This is a genomic window from Thiocystis violacea (genome assembly GCF_016583565.1).
GTDB classification, from domain to species: Bacteria; Pseudomonadota; Gammaproteobacteria; order Chromatiales; family Chromatiaceae; genus Thiorhodococcus; species Thiorhodococcus violaceus_A.
This window is the reverse complement of sequence record NZ_NRRF01000026.1, coordinates 39,991-60,680: the sequence shown is the minus strand read 5'-3', so window position 1 is coordinate 60,680 and position 20,690 is coordinate 39,991. Positions and strand designations below refer to the sequence as shown.

Below are 20,690 nucleotides of genomic sequence, written 5' to 3'. Positions count from 1 at the left end.
TGAAGATGAAGCCCAGTCCCAAGTCACGCCGCCGCGCCCGCGCCCCGATGTGGAGCGGCGTCAACGCCCGCCCCAGGCCGGCGGCGCAACCCGCGCCGGCGGTTGCGGCCCCGGCCGACGCCACCTGGTGGGAGGCCCCGTCGAGCCCGATCGACGCGCGCCCCGATGAAGCACTCCGGGACCAGGCTTTCCGCGATGAAGGGCTTCGGGATGAAGCCGGCCAGGATGGGGGGCGCCAGGATGGTGCCCGCCGCCAGCCGGGCGCGCCGCATCCCTTGACGCAAGCGGACCGGAACCGCCAATTGTGGGCGTACGAGACGCGCGTGAAGGGCGCCTTCGCGCGGATCGTGCCGACGCTCAGGGCCATCGCCGCCCGTCAGCATGAGCCTGACTTCGAGCGCTCGGCCCAGGAGACCGCGCGGACGGCCCTCGGATTCGGTCTGCCGGAAGGCCCCCTGGCGGATGCCTGGGTGGATCGGCTGGACATGCGCTCGCTCTTCGCGCATGCCACCTTCGAGACCTTCCGCGCCATGAGCACGGACTATTTCACGGCGGATCCGCTGGAGACCCAACCTCAGGCGCGGGACTTCCACGAGTTCCTGCTGCGTTGCGGCTTCCACGCCATGAACGTCACGCCCTGCGCCGACGGGCGCTTGGCGCACACCATCAGCTATGTGCTGCGCCTCCCGATGGGGGCGGTGCAGCGCAGGTCCTCCGCCGGCGCCCTCTTCGACGTGGAGGAGGCGCTGCAGCGGTGGGCGGCGGTAGAGCTGAGCCGTTTCCGCGAGGGGGTGCCCAATCTGGCCGACGCACCGACCCGGTATCTCAAGGTGGCGGCCTATCACTACAGCAGCCGCGACCCCGATCACCAAGGCTGCGCGGCACACGGCAGCGATACGCGCCAAGCCGCGGCGGCGGGGCTCGCGCAGCTGCGGGCCTTCCGCCTGGCCGTCGAGAACACCCATTGCTGCGGCGCCTCGATCGCGACGCTGCTGATCGGCATCGACACCGACACCGACCGCCTGCGCATCCACCTGCCGAACGGCGCCGGGGAGCCGGATCTGGATCGCTTCGTCGATGCCGGCGGACTCTACCGCGCGACGGCAGGGCTCGATCCCGAATCGGCGCGGGCCCGGATCCGCGAGGAGATCGCCCGGCCGCGCGACGGCGGTCCCACCCCGGAGACCGGCATGCGGGATCTCATGGCCAGGCTGATCGAGAACAACCTGTCGCAGATCGACTATGTCCGGACCCATGTCGGGGAGCACTACCCGGACGCCGGTCACCAAGAGCTTTTCATCGGGGTCGGCACTGACTTCGAGGAGATCCAGCTGCGCAATCTGACCTACTTCGCCTTCATGCGCACACTGGAGGAAGGGGCGCCCAACCTGGACGTCGGCATCAAGATCTTCCGCCGGCTCAACGTCGCGCACGGGCTGCCCGTCCCCATCGTGCTGCGCTTCCACTACGCGGGCCAGGTGCCCGGGGCGCGCGAGCGGGCCATCCAACGCTGCGCGCGGATCGCCGAGGCGATCCTGAAACGCTATCCGGATCTCGCCGAGCGCGGCCTGATCCAAACCTATTGGACTCTGCGCGATACCAGTCGCGCCGGCTCCATCGAATGTGTCGGAAGCTCGTTGCCGAGCACCTGGAGGGACGCATGAAGATCTGCCAGGTCGAGAAACCGCTGGTCGCGACCAATCGCATCCCCGGGTTGGAGCATCGCCACCTCCAGGTGGTGCGCGACGGCAGGAGTTCGCTGGTCGCCGTCGATGCCGTTGGCTGCACGCCCGGCGACTGGGTGATCTGCGTCGGCAGCTCGGCGGCGCGCGAGGCCGCCGGCCACAAGGATTACCCGAGCGACCTGACCATCGTCGGGATCATCGATCACTGGGAGGGGCAGTGAGCATGGACATCATGCAAGTCGAGGACTCACTGGTCTGCACGCGCCGGATACCCGGTCTGGCGCGCGTCTCGTTCCGGGTCCTGCGCGGCCCCCAGGGCGAGCGGGCGGTGGCGGTCGACACCGTCGGCACCCGTCCGGGCAACTGGGTCTTCACCATCAGTGGCTCGGCCGCGCGTCTCGCGGTCGGGAGCGAGATCCTCACCGATCTGAGCATCGGCGGAATCATCGATCGCTGGGAGGAGGGCGCGACCTCCGAGGGGGACTGACCCCAGCGCGGGCTCGGACGCCCGACACCAAGCATCCGATCGCGCGGGGCGGCTTTTTTCGAGCAGGCTGATTGATCCAAAACACAGGCTGGTTTATCCAAAACAGAGGAGTCACACAATGGCCCACGAACACTACGGAATTGCACTGGGAATGATCGAGACGCGCGGCCTGGTGCCCGCCATCGAGGCGGCGGACGCCATGACCAAGGCCGCCGAGGTGCGCCTCGTCGGTCGGGAGTTCGTCGGCGGGGGCTATGTCACCGTGTTGGTGCGCGGGGAGACCGGCGCGGTCAATGCCGCCGTGCGGGCCGGGGCCGACGCCTGCGAGCGGGTGGGCGACGGACTGGTCGCCGCCCACATCATCGCCCGCCCCCACCGCGAGGTGGAGCCGGTCCTGCCGACGGGCAGCCCAGAGACCAAAGAGGCGGCCTAGGCCGAGACGATCGGGTGGGCCAGCACAGCGCAGTCCACCAAGGCCGCCATGCGATTCGGTGGACGTCGCCCCGGCGCGTCCACCCGACCGATGAGTTCTCGATGTAACGATCTTCTTGATGTAACGATTTTCTTGATGTGAGGAACGACAACCATGGCCAGTGAAAATTATGGAATCGCGCTCGGCATGATCGAGACGCGCGGACTGGTGCCCGCCATCGAGGCGGCGGACGCCATGACCAAGGCTGCCGAGGTGCGCCTCATCGGCCGGGAGTTCGTCGGCGGGGGCTATGTCACCGTGCTGGTGCGCGGCGAGACCGGCGCGGTGAACGCCGCCGTGCGGGCCGGCGCCGATGCCTGCGAGCGGGTGGGCGACGGACTGGTCGCCGCCCACATCATCGCCCGCCCCCATCGCGAGGTGGAACCGGTGCTGCCCAAGCAACCGGGTGACACCGACGGCGGACACGGCCGGTCCTAGGCGATACTGGCCGATCGCATGGCTGAGAGACCGCCAGCCGGCCGCGCCAGCCATCGCCTCGTCAAGCGCGCAAACGTGGATTGAGCACCATGATCGCAGACCCCGGAATCGTGAACCCCAGAGTGCTGGGGTATCTGGGCCGCGCCCTGAGCCACGAGTTGAGTGCGGTACAGCAATATCTCACCCATGCCGGTCTGGCGGAGTTGTGGGGAATGGCGGAAGTGGCCAGTCACTTCCGCCAGGAGGCGAACGAGGAGCAGGAGCACGCACAGCGGCTGGTCGCGCGCCTGCTCAGGCTCGGCGCCATCCCCAACGCCTCGCAGCTGACCCCGGTACGGGCTGGCCTGTCGCTGATCGAGCTGCTGCAGGCCGATCGTCTGCTCGAACAGCGAGCGGTCGAGCTGTATCGCGAGGCGGCGCAATATTGCGCGCTGATCAACGCGCCCGACGACCAGGCCCTGTTCGCCACCCTCCACGACGAGGAGCTGGGCCACGTCCGTCAACTCGACGCCTGGCTGCAACAGCTGCGCTTGCCCCCGCCCGGCATCATGGGGCACTGGACGCACGACACCCATCAACACCTGACACCTGACACCTGACACCTGACACCTGACAAAGAACCCGTAGGATGGGCAAAGCCCGCGCGATGCGCTTGGCTTCGCCGCGCTGAGGATCGACGGGCGTGCCCATCATCCCAGCTCCGAGCCGCCAAAGATGGGCACGTCCGCCCAGCGCCGCGGATCGACTTGAGGCACGAGCACGGACTTTGCCCATCCTACCAAACTACCAAACTGACAAAGACCGACGAGGATCCCATGCCCACTCAAGCAGCCACCTGGAAAGAACGCAACCGCCCCGCGCGCCTGGAGCGCCGCATCGAGTTCGAGGACTACGAGCAGACTCGGGAATTCCTCGAGGCCCTGGCTGACATCAGCGAGGCCGCCAATCGCTACCCGGACATCAGCTTCGGGCGCACCTCCGTGAGCCTCACCATCCAGACCGACGAGGACGCGGGCGCGATCCTGCCGGAACATCGGGCATTCGCCCGCCAGATCGACGCCCTCATCACGGCCGTTCCGGCGGCTTCTTGAGCTGACGCGATTCGGGGATCAGGACCATGACCAATGACACAGAGCCACCCATCGCCCCACCCGAGCCACCGGCGGCCGAGCCCGCCGCGGCCCCCAGCGCCAAGACCAAGGCAGGCCCAAGCGGAGTAAAGCGTCCAGCCGCTCGACGGCCGCGCGCCAAGCCGGCGGCCCAGAGGCCCTACGACCATGACTATCGCTCCAACCAGCGTGTCTGGCCCGATTGACGAGATCGACCCTCATCGCGGGATCGATCGCCTCGCCAGCACCCCTGGAGCGCGCGTTATCATCGGAGCCATCGAGAGCCGAAGATGTTCGACCCCATGCTGAATCTCGTCCGTCACGTCAGTCTGCGCCAGCTCCAGGTGTTCGAGGCGATCGCCCGCCTCGGCAGTTTCACCAAGGCGGCCGATGAGCTCTATCTCACCCAGCCCACGGTCTCCACCCAGATCAAGCGGCTGACGGACGTCATCGGCCTGCCGCTGTTCGAGCAGATCGGCCGGCGCGTCTATCTCACCGAGACAGGGCGTGAGCTCGAGACCGCGGTGAAGTCGATCCTCGACGTCCTCGACCGCTTCGAGATGAAGGTCGCCGACCTCAAGGGACTCAGGCAGGGCTATCTGCGCCTCTGCGTCATCACCACCGCCAAGTATTTCGCCCCCGAGGTGCTCGGACGCTTCTGTCAGCGCCACACCGGCGTCGACGTCGCGCTCAAGGTCACCAACCGCGACAGCGTGCTGGAGCGTCTCGCCGCCAACAAGGACGATCTCTACATCCTCGGGCAGATCCCCGATCGGGATCTGGAGCTGATCACCAAGGCCTTCGCCCCCAACCCGCTCCACGTGATCGCGCACCGCGATCATCCGCTGACCGCCGAGCGCAACATCCCCGTCGCGCGCCTGGCCGACGAGCATTTCATCATGCGGGAGTCTGGCTCGGGCATCCGGGATGTCGTGCTCAGAAGCTTCGAGCAGTCCGATTTCAAGCCGCGGGTGCGCATGGAACTGGGCAGCAACGAGGCCATCAAGCATGCGGTCTACGGCCAGCTCGGCCTCTCCGTGCTCTCGCTCCACACCCTGGCACAAGAAGGGCCGCAATCGCCGCTGCGGATTCTCGATGTGCAAGGATTCCCGCTCGAGCGCAAGTGGTATGTGGCCTACGCGAAGGGCAAGGAGCTCTCGGTGGTCGCGAGCGCCTTCCTCGACTTCCTGGACGAGGAAAGTGAGCAACTGCGCCGTCAATTGAAAAAAACCCATGCTCGCTTGACGCGCGGGCGCGAGAATGGCGGCAAGAAGACCGAGGAGCAGGCGACAGGCTAGCAATCACGACCAAGCCCCGCAGAGGGCATGAGGAGGATGAGCGATGAACGAGACACCCTTTGAGGCACCGCTCGATCAGGCGGACCCGCCCGTGAATCGGGTGACCTTGCGGCACCCCTGGCGGTGGCTGGAAAAGGGCTGGGAGGATATCCGGGCAGCCCCTCTGTACAGCCTGAGGTATGGCGCCGGCATCGTGGCGTTGAGCGCTTCCATCTTCCTGCTGACCCTGCTCGGCCGCCTCAGCTTTCTGGTGCCCTTCCTCACCGCCGGGTTCTTTCTGATGGCGCCCCTGCTCGCCATCGGGCTCTACCGGATGAGCGACCACCTGGAGCGGGGCGAGTCCCTGGCACGCTGCCAAGCGCTGGAGGCGGTCAAGCGCAATCAGGGTCAGCTCGGCATCGCGACCGGGTTCCTCTTGATCATCATGCAGCTGTGGATACTGGCCTCGGTCTTTCTGTTCATCATGCTCTACCAGGACCCCTTCCCCACCTGGAGCAACTTCATCCCGACCGTGGTGCTGTCCGGGGAGCACATGCCCCTGGTGATTGCCGTCGTCCTGGTCGGCGCCTTCTTCGCCGCCTGCGCCTTTTGCGTCAGCGCCATCACCATCCCCATGCTCATCGACCGCCCGGTGGACGGCTTCACCGCCATGCGGACCAGCGTGCGAGCCGTGGCCCAGAACTGGCTGCCCATGCTGCTTTGGGCCGTACTGCTCGTCGCCATCGTCGGGGCTGGACTCCTGACCTTCTATCTCGGGCTCTTCCTGGCCGTCCCCCTGGTGGGCCATGCCACCTGGCACGCCTATCGGGATCTGGTGCCGCGAGCGGCTTGAGAGATCGCACCAGTCGTCCTGCCCGCGCAGCGCCGGCTAACGTCCAACCAGCCGGCGCCAATGACCGAGGGCACAGCCGCGCCTCTCGCAGCGTCCTCGCTGCCAAGCTCCAGCGTGGAAGCCAATCCGAAGGCTCCGCGTCCCGAGCCGCCACGTCGATCGAAAGGGGTTGCAATGATACGAGACCTGCCCCCACACACACGGCTCTGACCCCACACACGGCTAAGCCAGGGAAAAACGCAGATGAAAAACGACAACGCCGAGAAACGGACGACGAGAACCCGCAAGCCGGGAATCCACGCATGGTTATCGACCATGACGATTGCAACGGTCCTTTGCCCCGGAACCTTGATCGCCGCCGAGGACACCGCGAACGAGCGGCCTGGACGGCAATCCGAATGGGCCCCGTTCGCCCGTGGCGGTTACGTCCACCAGTTCGACAGCGACCTTGAGGGCGGGGGCGATTTCGACGTGGACCGCTTCTTCCTCGAAGCGGGCGTCACCTACAGCATGGGGCCGCGGCGCCGCGTCTCCTTCTCGGTCGGAGGCGGAACCGATCGCTACGACTTCTCTGGGGGGGTTGGCCTCGCCGACGAGCCCTGGGGACGCATCGATCAGCTCAGATTCAGCGTTCCCGTCACCTGGGGCTTCGACGAGCAATGGACGCTGTTCGCCATCCCCACCCTCCGCTACTACGGCGAATCAGGCGCGGGGGACGCGGCGACCGCGGGCGCGCTTGGCGGCGTCTCCTACCGGTTCAACGACAGTCTCACGATCGGGCCTGGCATCGGCGTTTTCAGCCAGCTCGAGGACAGCGTCAACGTCCTGCCGATCCTGATCATCGACTGGAAGATCACCGACCGCCTCGCCCTGGAGACCGGGCGCGGGCTCGGCGCCACCCAAGGCCCCGGCCTGACGCTCAACTATCGCCTGTCCGAGACATGGAGCCTTGGCTTGGGCGGTCGGTACGAATCGCTCCGATTCCGCCTGGACGACGAAGGTCAGGCTCCCGATGGCGTCGGCGAAGACCGCTCCATACCCCTGTATGTGAGCGCCACCTACTCCCGAGGCAGGGACCTGCGAATCAGCGCTGTCACGGGGATGAAGATCAACGGCGAGCTGCGTCTGGAGGACGCCAGCGGCCGGCTTTTGGCACGGGATGATTACGGGTCGACGCCATTCCTCGGCGCGACCTTCGATCTCCGATTCTGAGGTCCCAGAGGTCGAAGAGGTTTGGAGCAACTCGGCACTCGCTGACGTCGGGCGCCAGTCTCCAATGACCCTTCGCCGGAGCAGGGCGAGCGTCTCAACGGCTTCGGGATCACACACCCAGGAGTCATCGTCGCGATCGCCGCCAGCACAGCCCCATCTCGACCCGCGGAAAACCCCGCACGGGCCCCGGTTTGTTTTACCCTGCGCATCCGAGCGGCCGTGATCGGACCAATGCGCGTCCAATCGCTAGAATCGCCCCTCCTCGATCTCCCCATCACCCGCCGTCCGCCCCGTTTCACGCAAGGACCCGCATGCCCAGTCTGAATCGCATCATCCTGATCAACACCCATCTCCAAGGCGTCGTGGAGTTGGTCGTCGATGCCCACACCAACATCTGCGGCACCAACGCCTCCGGCAAGACCACCCTGCAGCGGCTGGTGCCCGTGTTCTATGGCGAATATCCGAGCCGGGTCGTGCCCTCGACCCGCGACAGCTTCGAGCGCTGGTACCTGCCGACCGAGCAGAGTTTCATCATCTACGAATACCAGCGCATGGACGGGCAGACCTGCCAGGCGGTGCTGGCCGCCGCCGCGGACGGCAAGGGCGTGGCCTACCGGCTGGTGCAGAAGGCGTTCGACCTGGCGGACTACACCCGCAGCCGTCAGGGCGACACCCTGAGCTGTCTCGGCATGGCCGAGCTGGGCCGGCGGCTGAAGCAGACGGACGTCGGCACGACCCGACTGCTCAACACCCGCGACTACCGCGCCATCCTGCAGAACGACCGCGTCCAGCTCGCCGCGAGCGCCAACAGCGCCGAGCTGCGCGCCTTCGCCCGCCAGTTCTCGCTGTGCGAGCCGGGACAGGCGCTGCGCCATATCGAAAAGCTCGCCCAGGCGGTGCACTCGCGCGAGGGCAAGATGGAGACCGTCCGCTCCATGATCGCCGCGATTCTGGAAGAGGACGGGGTCAGCCCGCCCACCTCGCACCTCAAGCCCCAGCTGGTGGAGGCCTGGATTCGCGAAAGCCGGCTGATCCAGGGGTTCGACGCCATGCGCCCGGAGTTCGAGCTGCTGGAGCGCGAGTACCAGGACCTGCTGGCCTGCGAGCAGCGCCTGGGCAACCTGCAGCTGGGCTACCGTGTCGACGAGACCCGCCTGCAACTGCAACTGGAAGAGAACGAAGCGACCATCGCGCAGATTGGCTTGGCCCTGACGCAACTGGAGGAACGCTGGAAGCAGCAACGCGACGATCTCAGCCTGGCGCTCTCGGCCCGCCAGGGCGATCGCGGCCGCGACGCGGCCGAGCTGGAGCAGATCGAACAGCAACACCAGGACTTCCTGGAGGCCGAGATCGAGCAGGCCCGTGCCGACCTGGAGCAGCTCGGCGCCTGGCGCGAAGACCTGGACAACCTCCGGGGCCGCTACCGCCTGCTCACCGATCAGCATCAGGACGTGGAGCGGGACTATCTGGAGCGCATCCAGCGGATCAAGGATCAACGCGAACGGCGCCTCGATGAGCTACGCGAGCAGCAGGACGCCTTGCGGGAACAACGGACGGACCAGCAAGAGCAGCAAAACGACGCCCTCGCGGCACTGCAACAGCGCCAGCAGACGGACCGGGAAGCGGGACTGGAGACCTTTCGTGAGCGCGAGGTCCAATACGGACTGGATCGCCAACGCCTGGAGACCCAGATCGACAGCGCCAGCTACACCGAGGACGAGCGCCAGAGCCTGGCCGTCTTCGATCGGCGCCGCGAACAGGCGGAAGCCGACACCGATGCGGCCGAGGCCGAGGTGCGGAGATTGGAGACCGGGGAGCAGACACTGCGTCGGCAGCGCGATGAGTCCGACGCGGCCCTGCGCGAGGCAAGGCGCCAGCTCGACGAGCGCCAGCGCGACCTGGAGGCCGTCCAGCGCCTGCTCTATCCCGGCCAGCACACGCTACTGGAATTTCTGCGTCGCGAGCGGTCCGGCTGGGAAACGAGCCTGGGCAAGGTGCTGGCCCCCGCCCTGCTGCAACGCGCCGACCTCAAGCCGGCCCTGACCGAGCCGACGCACAACAGCCTGTTCGGTCTGCAATTGGATCTGGCGGCCATCGACATCCCCGAACATGCGGCCTCGGAGCAGGCGCTGCGCCAGCGCCTGCAACTGGCCGAGGACGCGAGGCAGGACGCGAACCATCGCCAGCAGGCCGCCGCGCGCCAGCTCGGCGAGCGTAACGAGTCACTGGAGGTCCTGCAGCGCGAACTCACCCTCGCGCGCACCAACCGAGGCAATCGCCGCGACGACCTGCGCCGCATCCGCGAGGAGCGCGCGGCCCAGCAGAGCCGCATCGACGAAGCACTGCGCGAGCGCACGCTCGACGCCCGCAAGGCGCTGACGGACCTCAAGGGCCGCATGCAGCAGTTGGAGCGCGAGCGCGAGCAATGGCGCGATGACATCCTGTCCAGACACCAGGAGGCGTCGCAGGAGCTCAAGGCCCATTGGCAACACGTGATCGGGCGGATCGACAGCGAAATCCAGCGCGTGCGCCACGCCATCGATGAGCGCAAGCAACAGGCCAAGACCGAACTGAGCGCCTGCGACCAATGGCACCAGGACGAGCTGACGTCACGCGGTGTCGACGAGCAGGCCATCACCACCTTGCGGCGCCAGATCGGCGACCTGGAGGGTCGGATCGAGCGCACCGAGCGGCGCCGCACCGAGGTGCTGCGCTACGACGACTGGTACCAGCACACTTGGCTCACACGCAAACCGGCGCTCCAGCGTGCGCTCGAAGAGAGCCACCGCCAGACGGCGCTCTTGGAGCAGCAGCTCAAGACCTCCACCAGCGCCTTCAAGACCGAGCGCGGCCGACTGGAGGCCGCGCGCTGCCAGACGAACGCATGCCAGCAGGAGGCGCAGGAGCACTTCAGCTGGCTGAGGAAACTGTTGCGCCGCCTCGGCGAGCTGAAGCTGTCCGGTGACGGGACCCCGCCCGAGGGCGCGCTGGACGAGCGCCTGCGCCTGGGCGAGGAACAGCTCTACGCCCGCGAACGGATGATCGATGCGGTCAAGGCCCATGTGGAGCGCTTCGACAGCCTGATCGCCAGCAACGCCGGCTCCAGCCTGGCGGAGACCTGGGAGCGCAGCCGCACCGACTGCACCCTGGTCGGCGAGCACGGGGTTCCCGCCCTGGACCACCGCAAACTGGTCCCGCACCTGGAACAGCTGCTCAAGGTCATGGTGCCGCAGAGCCTGACCGGCCTGCGCGAGGAAGGCCGGATGTTTGGCCTCGATCTCAACAACTACTACGACGTGCTCGCCGACATCGACCGGCGCATCGCCGCGCAGAGCGCGCGCATCACCCGCGAGGTCGAGGAAGACCTGTCACTTGAGGGCGTCTCCGACTCGGCGGTGCGCATCCGCTCACGCATCACCGAGCTGGAATTCTGGCCCGATCTCAAGGCCTTCATCCAAGCCTTCCGCGAATGGCGCGAGGAGGGCTTCGGCGGTCTCCCCAGCGAGGACTATGTCAGCAGCATGCGCCGCGCGCTGGAGATCATCGGCCGCTCCGCCCTGAGCGGGAGCGTCGCCGCGCTGCTGGAGATCGAGCTGCGGCTGCGCGAGGGTCACAGCGACCTGGTGATCCGCACCGACCGCCAGCTCAACGAATCCTCCAGCCACGGCATGGCCTACCTGATCCTGTGCAAGTTCCTGCTCGCCTTCACCCGGCTGCTGCGCGGCAACGCGGCGCTGACCATTCACTGGCCAATCGACGAGCTGGGCACCCTGCATCATCACAACGTGAAGAAGATCTTCGACGCCTGCACCGCCAACGACATCCGCGTGCTCGGCGCCTTCCCCAATCCGGACTCCGAGATCCTCGGGCTGTTCGCCAACCGCTACATCGTCGACAAGCAAAGCCGCCGGCTGCAGGTGGTCCAGCCCCGGATCGACACCATCGCCGCCAAGCTGAGCCAACGCCAGACCGAGGAGTGCCTCTAGATGCTGTCGATCAAAGGCCAGGTCATCGAGCGCCTGCTCCAGGGCGCCTTCATCTGCCGCACCACCGACGAAGACGGCTGGCGCTTCCTGACGATTCCGGGCAATCGCGACGAGGTGGACAACTACCTCGGCCAACTCAACCGCCAGGTCGCCACAGTCGGCGCCGGCGGCCAAGGCGAGGTGTTCTTCTGCGGCTACCGCCAGTTGGGCGACGCCGAGCGCAAGGTGATCGGTCAGCAGTTCCGCGACATCTGCCAGGCCCTGACCCCGCTCGCCGAGTGGCTGGTGCTGGTGCAGGAGGCCGCCGCCCAGGACGCCCCGCTCACCGAGGGCACGCCGGTGCGTCTGAACGCGTTGCAGACCGTCATCGAAGACACCCCGGCCTTTCGCGAGCAGTTGGCGCGCATCAGCCACTACCGGCTGTTCGGCTCCAACAGCCCCACGGTCGACAACCAGCTCAAACTGGTCTTCAGGCGGCTGTGCGAGCTGGGCTACCTGATCCGTCCCAACCCGGAGAAACAGATCTATCTGGCGACCGGCAAACTGGATTATCTCTACGAGGTGATCCGCTTCATCGACGAGGCCGAGGGGCTGAGTCTGGAGGCCCAGGCCGAGGTCGCCAGCCAGGGCCAACTGCTGTGAGCGGCAACCTGCATCAGTCCGGGGTGCGCTTTCTGCGCCAGCTCGGGCGCCACGCCGACCCCATCATGAAGGCCTATCTGGGCGGCTCGCTGGCGGATGATGAGCTGGAGCCCGGCGTGCAGGAACTCCTGGTCAAGGACGGCATCCTCTACCGCCCCGAGCCCGGCGCCGACCTGCACCTGCGCCGCGTCGTTCGGGCCTTGCTCGAAGAGGCCCTGCGCAACGACCGCAACCGCCAGATCGACGCCAACGCCGCGTCCACCCTCGCCGCCTTCATGACCCTGGCCGACCACTACAAGGAGGCCCGCCATCAGGGCGACTACGCCGCCGCCGACGTCCATCTGGCCGACCTGAGGGAGCACGTCTATGCCTTCGGCGAGACCCTGCGCCACAGCGTCCGCGTGCTCTGGAGTCGCATCAACAACGAATTCGGCTACGTCGGCACGCTCAACGCCAAGATCCGCGAGAACGAGCTGACCCAGTCCCAGGTCAGCGAGCTGCTCGGCGGGCTCGAGCTGGTCAGCTTCGAGACGCTGGCCGAAACCGCCGGCGACCTGCGCGAGCTGCGCCACCTGCTAGTGACCAACCTGCAGCGCACCCTCAGCGCCTGCACTCAGGAGCTGAGCATCGTGCAGGGTCGGCTGCTCGAACTGCTGGGCCGCTTCCGCGAGATCCGCGGCCGCACCCGACTGCTCAAGGGCTGGCTGCTCCACATGACCCAGCGCCCGGACTACCAGGCCGGCCCCCATGCCGGCGGCCGGGTGGTGCCGCAACTCTTCAATCAGGCCCCGCCGATCCTGGCCCCCGCGTCTCTGGACATCCACGACTCGACCCTGGAAGCCGAGCTGCTCGCCCTCCTGGCCCAGATCCGCGCGCAGTCGCAACAGGATCGACCCGCGCAGCTCCTAGGCGACGCACCCGATCTGACGCTCCACGCACCGGAGACCTTCGAGGTCCAGCCCAGCCCGATCCGCGCGGCGGTGGACGCCTATTTCTGCCAAGTCATCGACAGCGCCCAGGCGATCTCGGCGCTCGACTACCATCGCCAGGAGTCCCTGCCCTGGGATGCCGAGAGCTGGCTCTACCAGGTCATCGGCGGCTACGACGGCCTGCCCGAGGCGCAGAAACGCCACTTCGAGCTGGACATGATCGGCGAGCCGCACCCGCTCTACAGCGGCAACTTCATCATTCGGGACCTGCGCCTATGGCTGGCCTGAGCAAGCGCCACATGCGGGCGGTCCATCGCCTGCTACGCGAGGGCCTCGATCATCATCCCGGCACGCCGACGTGGGAGCGCCGCCCCGGCGCGACGAGCGGTCGCGGCGGGGCGCCGCTCCCACAGGCCGAGCGGCTAGCCCGGCCTGATGACCGATGCCTGCGAGAAGGTCTAGAGGCGGTGAACCGGTCGACGATCAGCGTTGAATAGATCCGCCTCCTTTTTCCTTTCCCGACCCTCTTGTGCTACTGAAATTGACGCTGTGTTTCTGCGTCATCAAACACGGGGTTCGCGGTGAACTGATACTGGTCGCCGGATGCATCCGGCCCCAGCAACCAACGCACACCACCGCCTTCCGTATCGAAATACACGCGGTAGCCGGCCTCGATTTGTGGCGGACAGGGTTCCATGCCACTAAGGCCCGTCGTGCGGTCGATGAAGTGCACCGAGCAATCCTCCTCACGGGTGCCGGGTACGCCACAAAGGTATGCCAAGTACCGCCCATCGGCACTCAACCTGGGATGGTGGGCATCGCATAGCCCGTCATCTTGCCGCTGAGTCAAGCGATCGACGGCCAGATCGTATCCGTAGATCGCCCCTTCACCGTTCTCGTCCTTGCGCGCGTAGACGATTTCGAGGTCAAGTCCAGCCAAATCCGGATGAGAAGACGCTTGAGTCGGTTCTTCACCGCTTTCGGTCCAACTGACCCGTTCCGTGCTCCACTCCTCGATCGCGTAGAGAAAGATATCCTCCACACCGTTGGTATCGGGATTCCAGGTGAGCCTGTCCGACGCGCTCCGATAGACCACATACTCGCCCCAGCCGTCGATGCGGGGTTGGTCACTCGGGGCGGTTGCCGCCGTGCCATCCAGATTCCGACTGATCCACCGCAGGTCGTGATCCGACGGTCGGTAGAGATAGACATCGCTCAATTCATTGTCATCCCCGACATCCAGGCCCAATGAGGTGCTGAAGACGATGTACTTCCCTTCCGCGTCGCTTTGCAGATCGGCCAGGTCATCGGCGGAAATCCCGCGGGCCATCAGGAATTCCAGAGATGCCAGCGGTAGATCCGCGAAGCGCAACGGATGCGCTTCGGCGGTACTGAACCGTTCTTGGATTTCCGCTACGGGCTCGTTCTCCGTCTCGCCCGTATCCGCCGCGGTGGCCGCGCTCGTCTGACAGTCCACGGCGGAAATCCGGGCTACGAACCGGCCGTCGGCATTGACTTGGAACCCCGGCTTGAGGATGACACGGGTCGTGGCCTCGAAAGTCACGTCCGCGCCAGCGGCGATCAGGACGCTACCACCGGTCTCGAGGGTCGCCTCGGAGCGAATGAGCCGCGAATCCTGGAAGGTTTCCCCGCTGATCTGATGATCACTCGGGTAGCATGAGGTCGGCTCGTCGTCCCCATGCAAGGGATCGGGATCCAAGTCGTCTCTGAGGCCGTCACCGTCGAAATCCGGTATTTCTACGGTGCCCGCAAAGGTGAAGGCCTTGCCGTGATGCGAGAACAGGCGAGTCACCACCAGGTTGGATTGGAACAGCACACCCTGGCTACTCGGGTTGGCCATCTCCAACACATTGAAATGCCCGTATGAAGGGTTCGGGTAGTCGAAGTGCACCGTCTGGCGCCCCGTGCCCGATAGCACGACTCGGTGGGTGCCGTCGGCGTAAAAGTTGTATGGGTTTCCGGAGGTCGACAACTGCGTGAAATCCCCCATGATCTCCAGCGTGCCGGCCGACAAGTACCCCTCGTGGTCCTGCGTTGAGTCCGTGACGAAGTCCCCACGCACCTCAATCTGATCCTCCGCGTTCTGCATAGCCAGCCATCCGTTGCTCGCTTCGTAGACCGGTTGACCCTCGGCGTCTGTCGTCAGATGCTGAATCCGGTAGTCGCCTTCCACGATCAGGGTGCCGCCATTGACCGTCAGGATCCCGCCGGCGTGGATCAGGTCGCCCTGGACGGTCAGGGTATGGCCGGCCAGATCCAGCACGCTATCCGCTAGCTGCACCGGACCGCGTACCGTCACATCGTCGCTCAGGGTCCAGTTCATCGCGTCGATGGTCAGTGGATTGAGCACATGGCTATTGCTCTCCAGTTGCACCACCGCTAGCGGGGAGGCGAACACCACCCCATCCGCCGAGGCGTTTTGCAGCGACAACACATTGAAATGCCCGTATGACGGGTTCGGATAGTCGAAGTGCACCGTCTGGCGCCCCGTGCCCGATAGCACGACTCGGTGGGTGCCGTCGGCGTAAAAGTTGTATGCAAAGGCAAAGGGGTCAGGTCTCGTATTGTAACAACCCCACCCATGTGCTATCGTTCCCACATGGCCAGACCTCTTCGAATCGAGTTTGCGGGCGCGCTCTATCACATCACCTCGCGCGGTGATCGGCGCGAGGCCATCTTTGAGGACGATGCGGATCGGACGACGTTCTTGGACCTGCTGGCGGAGGTGGTGGAGCGATTCAATTGGCGCTGCAACGCCTATTGCCTGATGCCGAACCACTACCATCTGATCGTCCAGACGGTCGAGGGCAATCTCTCGAAGGGGATGCGCCAGCTGAATGGGGTGTATACCCAAGCCTCCAACCGCCGCCATGGTCGGGTCGGGCATCTCTTTCAGGGCCGCTTCAAGGGCATCCTCGTCGACAGGGACGCCTATCTGCTGGAGCTGTCACGTTACGTGGTGCTCAATCCGGTGCGCGCGGGGCTCGTGCCGGCTCCGGGGGATTGGCCGTGGAGCAGCTACCGCGCCATGGTCGGGGCGGCACCTGTGCCAAACTGGCTGGCGGTGGACGCACTCTTGAGCCAGTTCGGCGAGGTCCGCGAGGAGGCGTGCCGTCAGTACCAACGGTTCGTGAGGGAAGGCATGGGCAAGAACGACCTCTGGAGCGGCCTTCGCCAACAAGTCTATTTGGGGGACACGAGCTTTGTTGAGCGGATGCAGGCCAAGACGCAGATTCGGGGCGATCTGCTGTCGATCCCAAAAGCCCAACGTCGCGCCCCTGCCCCGGCGCTACCCGTGATTGCCGCGCAGCACACCGACCGCAACGCCGCCATCCGCGCCGCCTATGCGACCGGGGCTTACAGCTATCGGGAGATCGCGCAGCACTTTGGCGTCCACCTGGCGACCGTGGGTCGCATTGTTCGACTGGGGTTGCAACGATGCGAGACCTGACCCTTTACTACCTGACCCTTTACTACCCTATCGTTCTGCACCTGGCCCTCCAGGCAGCCGTGATCGTGCGTGTGCTGGTGCGTCCGCACCGCGACCCGGCCTCGCGCATCGCCTGGGTCGTGGTCATCGCCGCGCTGCCGGTGATCGGCATCGTCGCCTACTTGCTGTTCGGCGAGGTCAATATCGGCCGTAACTATATCGCCCGCGCCCAGGCGGTGATGCAGCGCATGCCACGGGTGCAGGACGCCCCGGGCAGCGATGCGCCGGCACTGCAACCCGCGGTGCCCGAGCAACACCGGCATCTATTCGAGGTCGGCCGCTCCATCAGCGGCTTCGACCCCGTCGGCGGCAACCGCGCACGGCTGCTCGCCGACTCCAACGCCACCATCGACGCCATGGTCGCCGACATCGACGCGGCCACGGACCATGTCCACCTGCTGTTCTACATCTGGCTGCCGGACAACAACGGCTGCCGAGTCGTCGATGCCCTCGTGCGCGCCGTCGAACGCGGCGTCACCTGCCGCGCCATGGCCGATGACCTGGGCTCGCGCTCGATGATTCGCTCCGAACATTGGCGACGGATGCAAGACGCCGGCGTCCGGCTGGCCCGGGCGCTGCCCATCGGCAACCCGCTGATGCGGGTCCTGCGCGGGCGCATCGACCTGCGCAACCATCGCAAGATCGTCGTCATCGATGATTGGATCACCTACTGCGGCAGCCAGAACTGCGCCGATCCCGAGTTCCGGGTCAAGCCTAAGTACGCCCCCTGGGTCGATGCGATGATGCGCTTCGATGGGCCGATCGCCCGTCAGAACCAGCTGCTGTTCGGCGCCGACTGGATGGTACAGACCGGCGAGGACATCGACGCGCTGCTGCGCCGCCCCCTGCCAGAGCCCGAGCCCGGGCTGACGGCGCAGGTGGTAGGCACCGGGCCGACCGTGCGCTGGTCGGCGATGCCGGAGCTGTTCGAGACCCTGATCTACGCCGCCCGCCGCGAGTTGGTCGTCACCACGCCCTATTACGTGCCGGACGACTCCCTGCAATCGGCCCTGTGCGCCAGCGCCCGGCGCGGCGTGGACACGACCATCGTCTTCCCGGCCCGCAACGACAGTCGGATCGTCGCCGCCGCCAGCCGCAGCTATTACGCCGATCTGCTGGCGGCCGGCGTGAAGATCTACGAGTACGTCGGCGGCCTGCTGCATACCAAGTCCCTGACCCTGGACGGCGAGATCGCGCTGATCGGCTCGGCCAACATGGACCGGCGCAGCTTCGAGCTGAACTATGAGAACAACATCCTGTTCGTGGACTGCGCGCTGACCGCGGACCTGCGCGCGCGTCAGCACGCCTACATCGAGCGGTCCAGGCTCGTCGCCGCGGCCGATGTCGAGGGCTGGAGCTGGCGAAAACGGCTGTGGAACAACACGCTTGCCATACTGGGACCGGTGTTGTGAGCAGGGTATGGCGGTCTGACCGGCAGCCTGGTCGTGCGCGGTCACGCGGCGTCGCTGGCGGGGCTGCCGATTGCTGAGCCGCAGACCGACCGCAACGGCGCGAACCGCGCCGCCTAAGCAACGAGCGCTTGTCGCATGACGCATGGAGCGGTCAACGGCCGGACCCAGGTTCAACCCTCCTTCAACAGGATCTTGAGGTCCAGCACCGCCGCGTTCACGCGCGAGATGTAGGACGCGATGGTGAGCGAGTGATTGGCAACGATGCCGTACCCATCACCGTTCAGGATGATCGGGCTCGACATGGCTCGGGTCGCACCCCTTAAATCGCGCAGGATCTGGTCCACCAAGGCATGCGCGTTCTTGGCGTCGAGGGTCTCGCGGAAGTCGACCTGGATCGCCTGCATGATGTGCAAGAGCGCCCAGCTGTAGCCGCGGGTGCAGTAGAAGACATCGTCCACTTCGTTCCATGGCGTCATGGGGGACGCCTGCGACTCGGCGGCCACTGGCGCGTCCGCGGCCCGATTCGGCGCCAATGTCTGGGTAAGCGCCGGGTCCGCAACGCTCGTGCTCAACCGGCTGCCTTGGTGTCCCAGGCGTTTCTCGATGACGTTGAGGTAGTCCGCCAAATTATCGGCGCGCGCGAAGAATTGCCCGCCCTTGCCTGCTTTATCCGCCAGTGTGTCGCGATACCGTTTGAGCGCATCGATGCCCTTGCGGTACTCGTCTTCCGCCGCCGGCAACATCCAGGACTCAGGGTCGAACGCGAACTGCAGATCAGCACGCTTGACATTCTCGTCCTCGAACGACTGGCTCTGAGAGCGGCTGAAGTCGTTCCGCAGCGACCGCACCGAATCACGCAACGCCATGAGGGCACCGCACTCCCAGCTCGGGCAGTTGTCCAGGAAGACGCCCGGCGGCATGACATCGTTGTGGAGGAATCCGCCCGGCTTGTCGAGCAACGTCTCGCCGATCTTGATCACCGTCGAGGTGAACGCGGTACCCGGGACAGGCTCGCCGACGGCCTCCGGCAAGACCTCCACCACCTCGAAGCTCGCCGGCTGACTGCACCAGTAATAGGCAAGCCCGAGGACTGTCACGAGATAGAGTCCAAAGGCCGCGGCGACAACGAGGATGGTCCTCTTGAGCCATGACCGCCGCACCTTTGGAGTCATCACTGACCGAGGTGGCGAAGAAGGTGGGGGTGCTTGATGCGCATTCATTTGGTCGACGGCTCCAGTCTGGCAATGCGGGGCGACATCGGATTCGATGTCGATGCTCCGCGATCGCGTGTGTAGTGATGCTTCGAGCGAGATCCGATCATTGAGCGCTTCATGCTCGACGCAACGCATCGACGGCAATGAAGATCGAGGCCTTCCGATCGATCACCGGCTGGGTGAAAGACGCCGCGGCCGGATCCGGCTTCACTACATTATCAATTACTAATGCAGTAGGAATTGAAGTTTGGCAATCGCCATGCCCGGCGCATGGTCTCTGAAACCTCCAACGCCAGAGCGAGGGGATCGCGCAGTCCCTCCTCGCTGCGCTCGAACACGCCGATCCCCGGCAGCACCTCGCCCTGCTCGGTGAACTTCAGCGCGTTGTTGAGGAGATTGATGAGAATCTGGCCGAGGCGCAGCGGGCCACCGACGAGGTAAACCGGCAGATCGCCCGGGCGGTCGATCTGCTGCTCGTCGGCCTTGTGGGACAGGACGCCGACGACCTGGTCGAGGACTTCGTCGGAGCAGGAAAGGTCTCAGAACACATCGTTCGAGAGGAGAGTTGCTATGATACGAGACTTGCCTACTCCCGACGCGAGACCTTGACCGCACGCCTGTTAGACCCCACCCCTCAGGAGCCGATACACCACAAGAGACTCAAGCTGTAGCCTTCGCTTCCACCTTATCGTTCGCAGCCCACTTCGCCCGCCCCGCTGCCGAGACCGGGTTCATCGAGGCCGACGCGATCCAGCCATGCCAAGCCCGACACCAAGGGGCCTCAGCCGAACGGGGCCAGGCACTCAACGACACAGCCGCTTCCGCGCGCCAGAGCTTCGAGACAGGATGATTAAGCTTAGAACCTACGTGTACATCGATGCGCTACAGCCCCAGCTCGCCGCCTATATGGCGACCGTGTCTCAGGGCTTCCTGCCGGTACCGGGCGACGCCTGCCTGTGGGTCGAGGTCTCGCCCGGCATGGCGGTCCATCGCCTCACCGATGCCGCCCTCAAGGCGACCCGCGTGCACTTATCGCAGCAGGTGGTCGAGCGCACCTATGGCTCGCTGGTGATTCACCAGCGCGACCAGAGCGACGTGCGCGAGGCCGGCCGCGTGCTCCTGTCGCGAATGGGCGCGACCTTCTCGGACCGCGAGACCTGCCGTATCGCCTGGCAGGAAACGATTCGCGGCATGACCCCCGACCATTGCGTGCTCATCAATCGTCAGGATCGGCGCGGCTCGATGATCCTGCCTGGGCAGAGCATGTTCATCCTCGAAACCGAGCCCGCCGGCTACATCGTCTACGCCGCGAACCAAGCCGAGAAGGCCGCGAACATCACGCTGATCGACGCGCGCGCGGTCGGTGCCTTCGGCCGTCTGATCCTGGCCGGGCGTGAGGGCGATGTGGACGAGGCCGCGGCGGCCGCGATCGAAGCCATCCAGAACCCATCCGGCGCCTGACC

19 protein-coding genes are annotated in these 20,690 nt (G+C 65.9%); 17 read left to right on the top strand and 2 right to left on the bottom strand.

All coding sequences use genetic code 11. The annotated features are described in order from the left end of the window. Positions 1-5: 5 nt before the first annotated feature. The 14 genes from CKO23_RS12325 to CKO23_RS12260 all read left to right on the top strand — a co-directional run bounded on the left by CKO23_RS12325 (position 6) and on the right by CKO23_RS12260 (position 13,378). Positions 6-1,664, top strand: coding sequence for a carboxysome shell carbonic anhydrase (locus tag CKO23_RS12325; RefSeq protein WP_200331527.1), 1,659 nt, complete (start codon positions 6-8; stop codon positions 1,662-1,664). Next, positions 1,661-1,906 (top strand): carboxysome peptide A, encoded by a 246-nt coding sequence (locus CKO23_RS12320; RefSeq protein ID WP_200331525.1) that lies wholly within the window; start codon positions 1,661-1,663, stop codon positions 1,904-1,906. Before CKO23_RS12325 ends, CKO23_RS12320 begins: the two co-directional genes overlap by 4 nt. A gap of 2 nt (positions 1,907-1,908) precedes the next feature. Beyond that, positions 1,909-2,172: a carboxysome peptide B gene (locus CKO23_RS12315; protein WP_200331523.1), complete on the top strand. Its 264-nt coding sequence runs from the start codon at positions 1,909-1,911 to the stop codon at positions 2,170-2,172. A 118-nt stretch (positions 2,173-2,290) separates the two neighbouring features. Then, entirely contained in the window at positions 2,291-2,605 is a 315-nt protein-coding gene (locus CKO23_RS12310; protein ID WP_200331521.1) for a BMC domain-containing protein, read from the top strand. 153 nt (positions 2,606-2,758) lie between these two features. Beyond that, positions 2,759-3,082, top strand: coding sequence for a BMC domain-containing protein (locus tag CKO23_RS12305; protein WP_200331519.1), 324 nt, complete (start codon positions 2,759-2,761; stop codon positions 3,080-3,082). Positions 3,083-3,171: 89 nt separating this feature from the next. Continuing rightward, a complete protein-coding gene (locus tag CKO23_RS12300; protein ID WP_207168531.1) occupies positions 3,172-3,681 on the top strand; it encodes a ferritin-like domain-containing protein in 510 nt (169 codons plus the stop codon). Between the two features lie 216 nt (positions 3,682-3,897). Continuing rightward, a complete protein-coding gene (locus tag CKO23_RS12295; RefSeq protein WP_200331517.1) occupies positions 3,898-4,173 on the top strand; it encodes a 4a-hydroxytetrahydrobiopterin dehydratase in 276 nt (91 codons plus the stop codon). Positions 4,174-4,199: 26 nt separating this feature from the next. Next, positions 4,200-4,397, top strand: a complete 198-nt coding sequence (locus CKO23_RS12290; RefSeq protein WP_200331515.1) for a hypothetical protein — start codon at positions 4,200-4,202, stop codon at positions 4,395-4,397. Between the two features lie 84 nt (positions 4,398-4,481). Then, positions 4,482-5,489, top strand: coding sequence for a LysR family transcriptional regulator (locus CKO23_RS12285; RefSeq protein ID WP_200331513.1), 1,008 nt, complete (start codon positions 4,482-4,484; stop codon positions 5,487-5,489). A 43-nt stretch (positions 5,490-5,532) separates the two neighbouring features. After that, entirely contained in the window at positions 5,533-6,321 is a 789-nt protein-coding gene (locus CKO23_RS12280) for a DUF2189 domain-containing protein (RefSeq protein ID WP_200331511.1), read from the top strand. A 315-nt stretch (positions 6,322-6,636) separates the two neighbouring features. Further along, complete coding sequence (locus CKO23_RS12275) at positions 6,637-7,533, top strand: hypothetical protein (protein WP_200331509.1); 897 nt, start codon at positions 6,637-6,639, stop codon at positions 7,531-7,533. A 311-nt stretch (positions 7,534-7,844) separates the two neighbouring features. Then, a complete protein-coding gene (locus CKO23_RS12270; protein WP_200331507.1) occupies positions 7,845-11,519 on the top strand; it encodes an ATP-binding protein in 3,675 nt (1,224 codons plus the stop codon). Further along, complete coding sequence (locus CKO23_RS12265) at positions 11,520-12,161, top strand: hypothetical protein (protein WP_200331505.1); 642 nt, start codon at positions 11,520-11,522, stop codon at positions 12,159-12,161. Next, complete coding sequence (locus CKO23_RS12260) at positions 12,158-13,378, top strand: phosphoenolpyruvate carboxylase (RefSeq protein ID WP_200331503.1); 1,221 nt, start codon at positions 12,158-12,160, stop codon at positions 13,376-13,378. Before CKO23_RS12265 ends, CKO23_RS12260 begins: the two co-directional genes overlap by 4 nt. Before the next feature lie 244 nt (positions 13,379-13,622). Here CKO23_RS12260 and CKO23_RS12255 read toward each other — a convergent pair whose 3' ends face one another. Next, positions 13,623-15,587 (bottom strand): 3-coathanger stack domain-containing protein, encoded by a 1,965-nt coding sequence (locus CKO23_RS12255; protein WP_200331501.1) that lies wholly within the window; start codon positions 15,585-15,587, stop codon positions 13,623-13,625. A 123-nt stretch (positions 15,588-15,710) separates the two neighbouring features. Here CKO23_RS12255 and CKO23_RS12250 point away from each other — a divergent pair, with 123 nt between their 5' ends. Together CKO23_RS12250 and cls are read left to right on the top strand one after the other, a co-directional pair. Then, positions 15,711-16,562 (top strand): REP-associated tyrosine transposase, encoded by an 852-nt coding sequence (locus CKO23_RS12250; protein ID WP_200331499.1) that lies wholly within the window; start codon positions 15,711-15,713, stop codon positions 16,560-16,562. Continuing rightward, positions 16,550-18,013 (top strand): cardiolipin synthase, encoded by a 1,464-nt coding sequence (gene cls, locus CKO23_RS12245; protein WP_200331497.1) that lies wholly within the window; start codon positions 16,550-16,552, stop codon positions 18,011-18,013. The genes CKO23_RS12250 and cls overlap by 13 nt, the downstream gene beginning before the upstream one ends. Positions 18,014-18,183: 170 nt before the next feature. Here the strand turns inward: cls and CKO23_RS12240 are convergent, their stop codons facing one another. Then, the gene (locus tag CKO23_RS12240) at positions 18,184-19,173 is read right to left on the bottom strand and encodes a DUF2333 family protein (protein WP_346014603.1); all 990 of its coding nucleotides are present in this window, start codon (positions 19,171-19,173) and stop codon (positions 18,184-18,186) included. A gap of 900 nt (positions 19,174-20,073) precedes the next feature. On the opposite strand from CKO23_RS12240, the gene CKO23_RS12235 reads away from it, so the two are divergent. Beyond that, positions 20,074-20,688: a BMC domain-containing protein gene (locus CKO23_RS12235; protein ID WP_200331493.1), complete on the top strand. Its 615-nt coding sequence runs from the start codon at positions 20,074-20,076 to the stop codon at positions 20,686-20,688. Positions 20,689-20,690 lie beyond the last annotated feature (2 nt).

Excerpts from the sequence above, each read along its gene's own strand:
- CKO23_RS12325 (WP_200331527.1), top strand. The coding sequence starts at position 6 with ATGAAGCCCAGTCCCAAGTCACGCCGCCGCGCCCGCGCCCCGATGTGG.
- CKO23_RS12320 (WP_200331525.1), top strand. The coding sequence starts at position 1,661 with ATGAAGATCTGCCAGGTCGAGAAACCGCTGGTCGCGACCAATCGCATC.
- CKO23_RS12315 (WP_200331523.1), top strand. The coding sequence starts at position 1,909 with ATGGACATCATGCAAGTCGAGGACTCACTGGTCTGCACGCGCCGGATA.
- CKO23_RS12310 (WP_200331521.1), top strand. The coding sequence starts at position 2,291 with ATGGCCCACGAACACTACGGAATTGCACTGGGAATGATCGAGACGCGC.
- CKO23_RS12305 (WP_200331519.1), top strand. The coding sequence starts at position 2,759 with ATGGCCAGTGAAAATTATGGAATCGCGCTCGGCATGATCGAGACGCGC.
- CKO23_RS12300 (WP_207168531.1), top strand. The coding sequence starts at position 3,172 with ATGATCGCAGACCCCGGAATCGTGAACCCCAGAGTGCTGGGGTATCTG.
- CKO23_RS12295 (WP_200331517.1), top strand. The coding sequence starts at position 3,898 with ATGCCCACTCAAGCAGCCACCTGGAAAGAACGCAACCGCCCCGCGCGC.
- CKO23_RS12290 (WP_200331515.1), top strand. The coding sequence starts at position 4,200 with ATGACCAATGACACAGAGCCACCCATCGCCCCACCCGAGCCACCGGCG.
- CKO23_RS12285 (WP_200331513.1), top strand. The coding sequence starts at position 4,482 with ATGTTCGACCCCATGCTGAATCTCGTCCGTCACGTCAGTCTGCGCCAG.
- CKO23_RS12280 (WP_200331511.1), top strand. The coding sequence starts at position 5,533 with ATGAACGAGACACCCTTTGAGGCACCGCTCGATCAGGCGGACCCGCCC.
- CKO23_RS12275 (WP_200331509.1), top strand. The coding sequence starts at position 6,637 with ATGACGATTGCAACGGTCCTTTGCCCCGGAACCTTGATCGCCGCCGAG.
- CKO23_RS12270 (WP_200331507.1), top strand. The coding sequence starts at position 7,845 with ATGCCCAGTCTGAATCGCATCATCCTGATCAACACCCATCTCCAAGGC.
- CKO23_RS12265 (WP_200331505.1), top strand. The coding sequence starts at position 11,520 with ATGCTGTCGATCAAAGGCCAGGTCATCGAGCGCCTGCTCCAGGGCGCC.
- CKO23_RS12250 (WP_200331499.1), top strand. The coding sequence starts at position 15,711 with ATGGCCAGACCTCTTCGAATCGAGTTTGCGGGCGCGCTCTATCACATC.
- cls (WP_200331497.1), top strand. The coding sequence starts at position 16,550 with ATGCGAGACCTGACCCTTTACTACCTGACCCTTTACTACCCTATCGTT.
- CKO23_RS12235 (WP_200331493.1), top strand. The coding sequence starts at position 20,074 with ATGATTAAGCTTAGAACCTACGTGTACATCGATGCGCTACAGCCCCAG.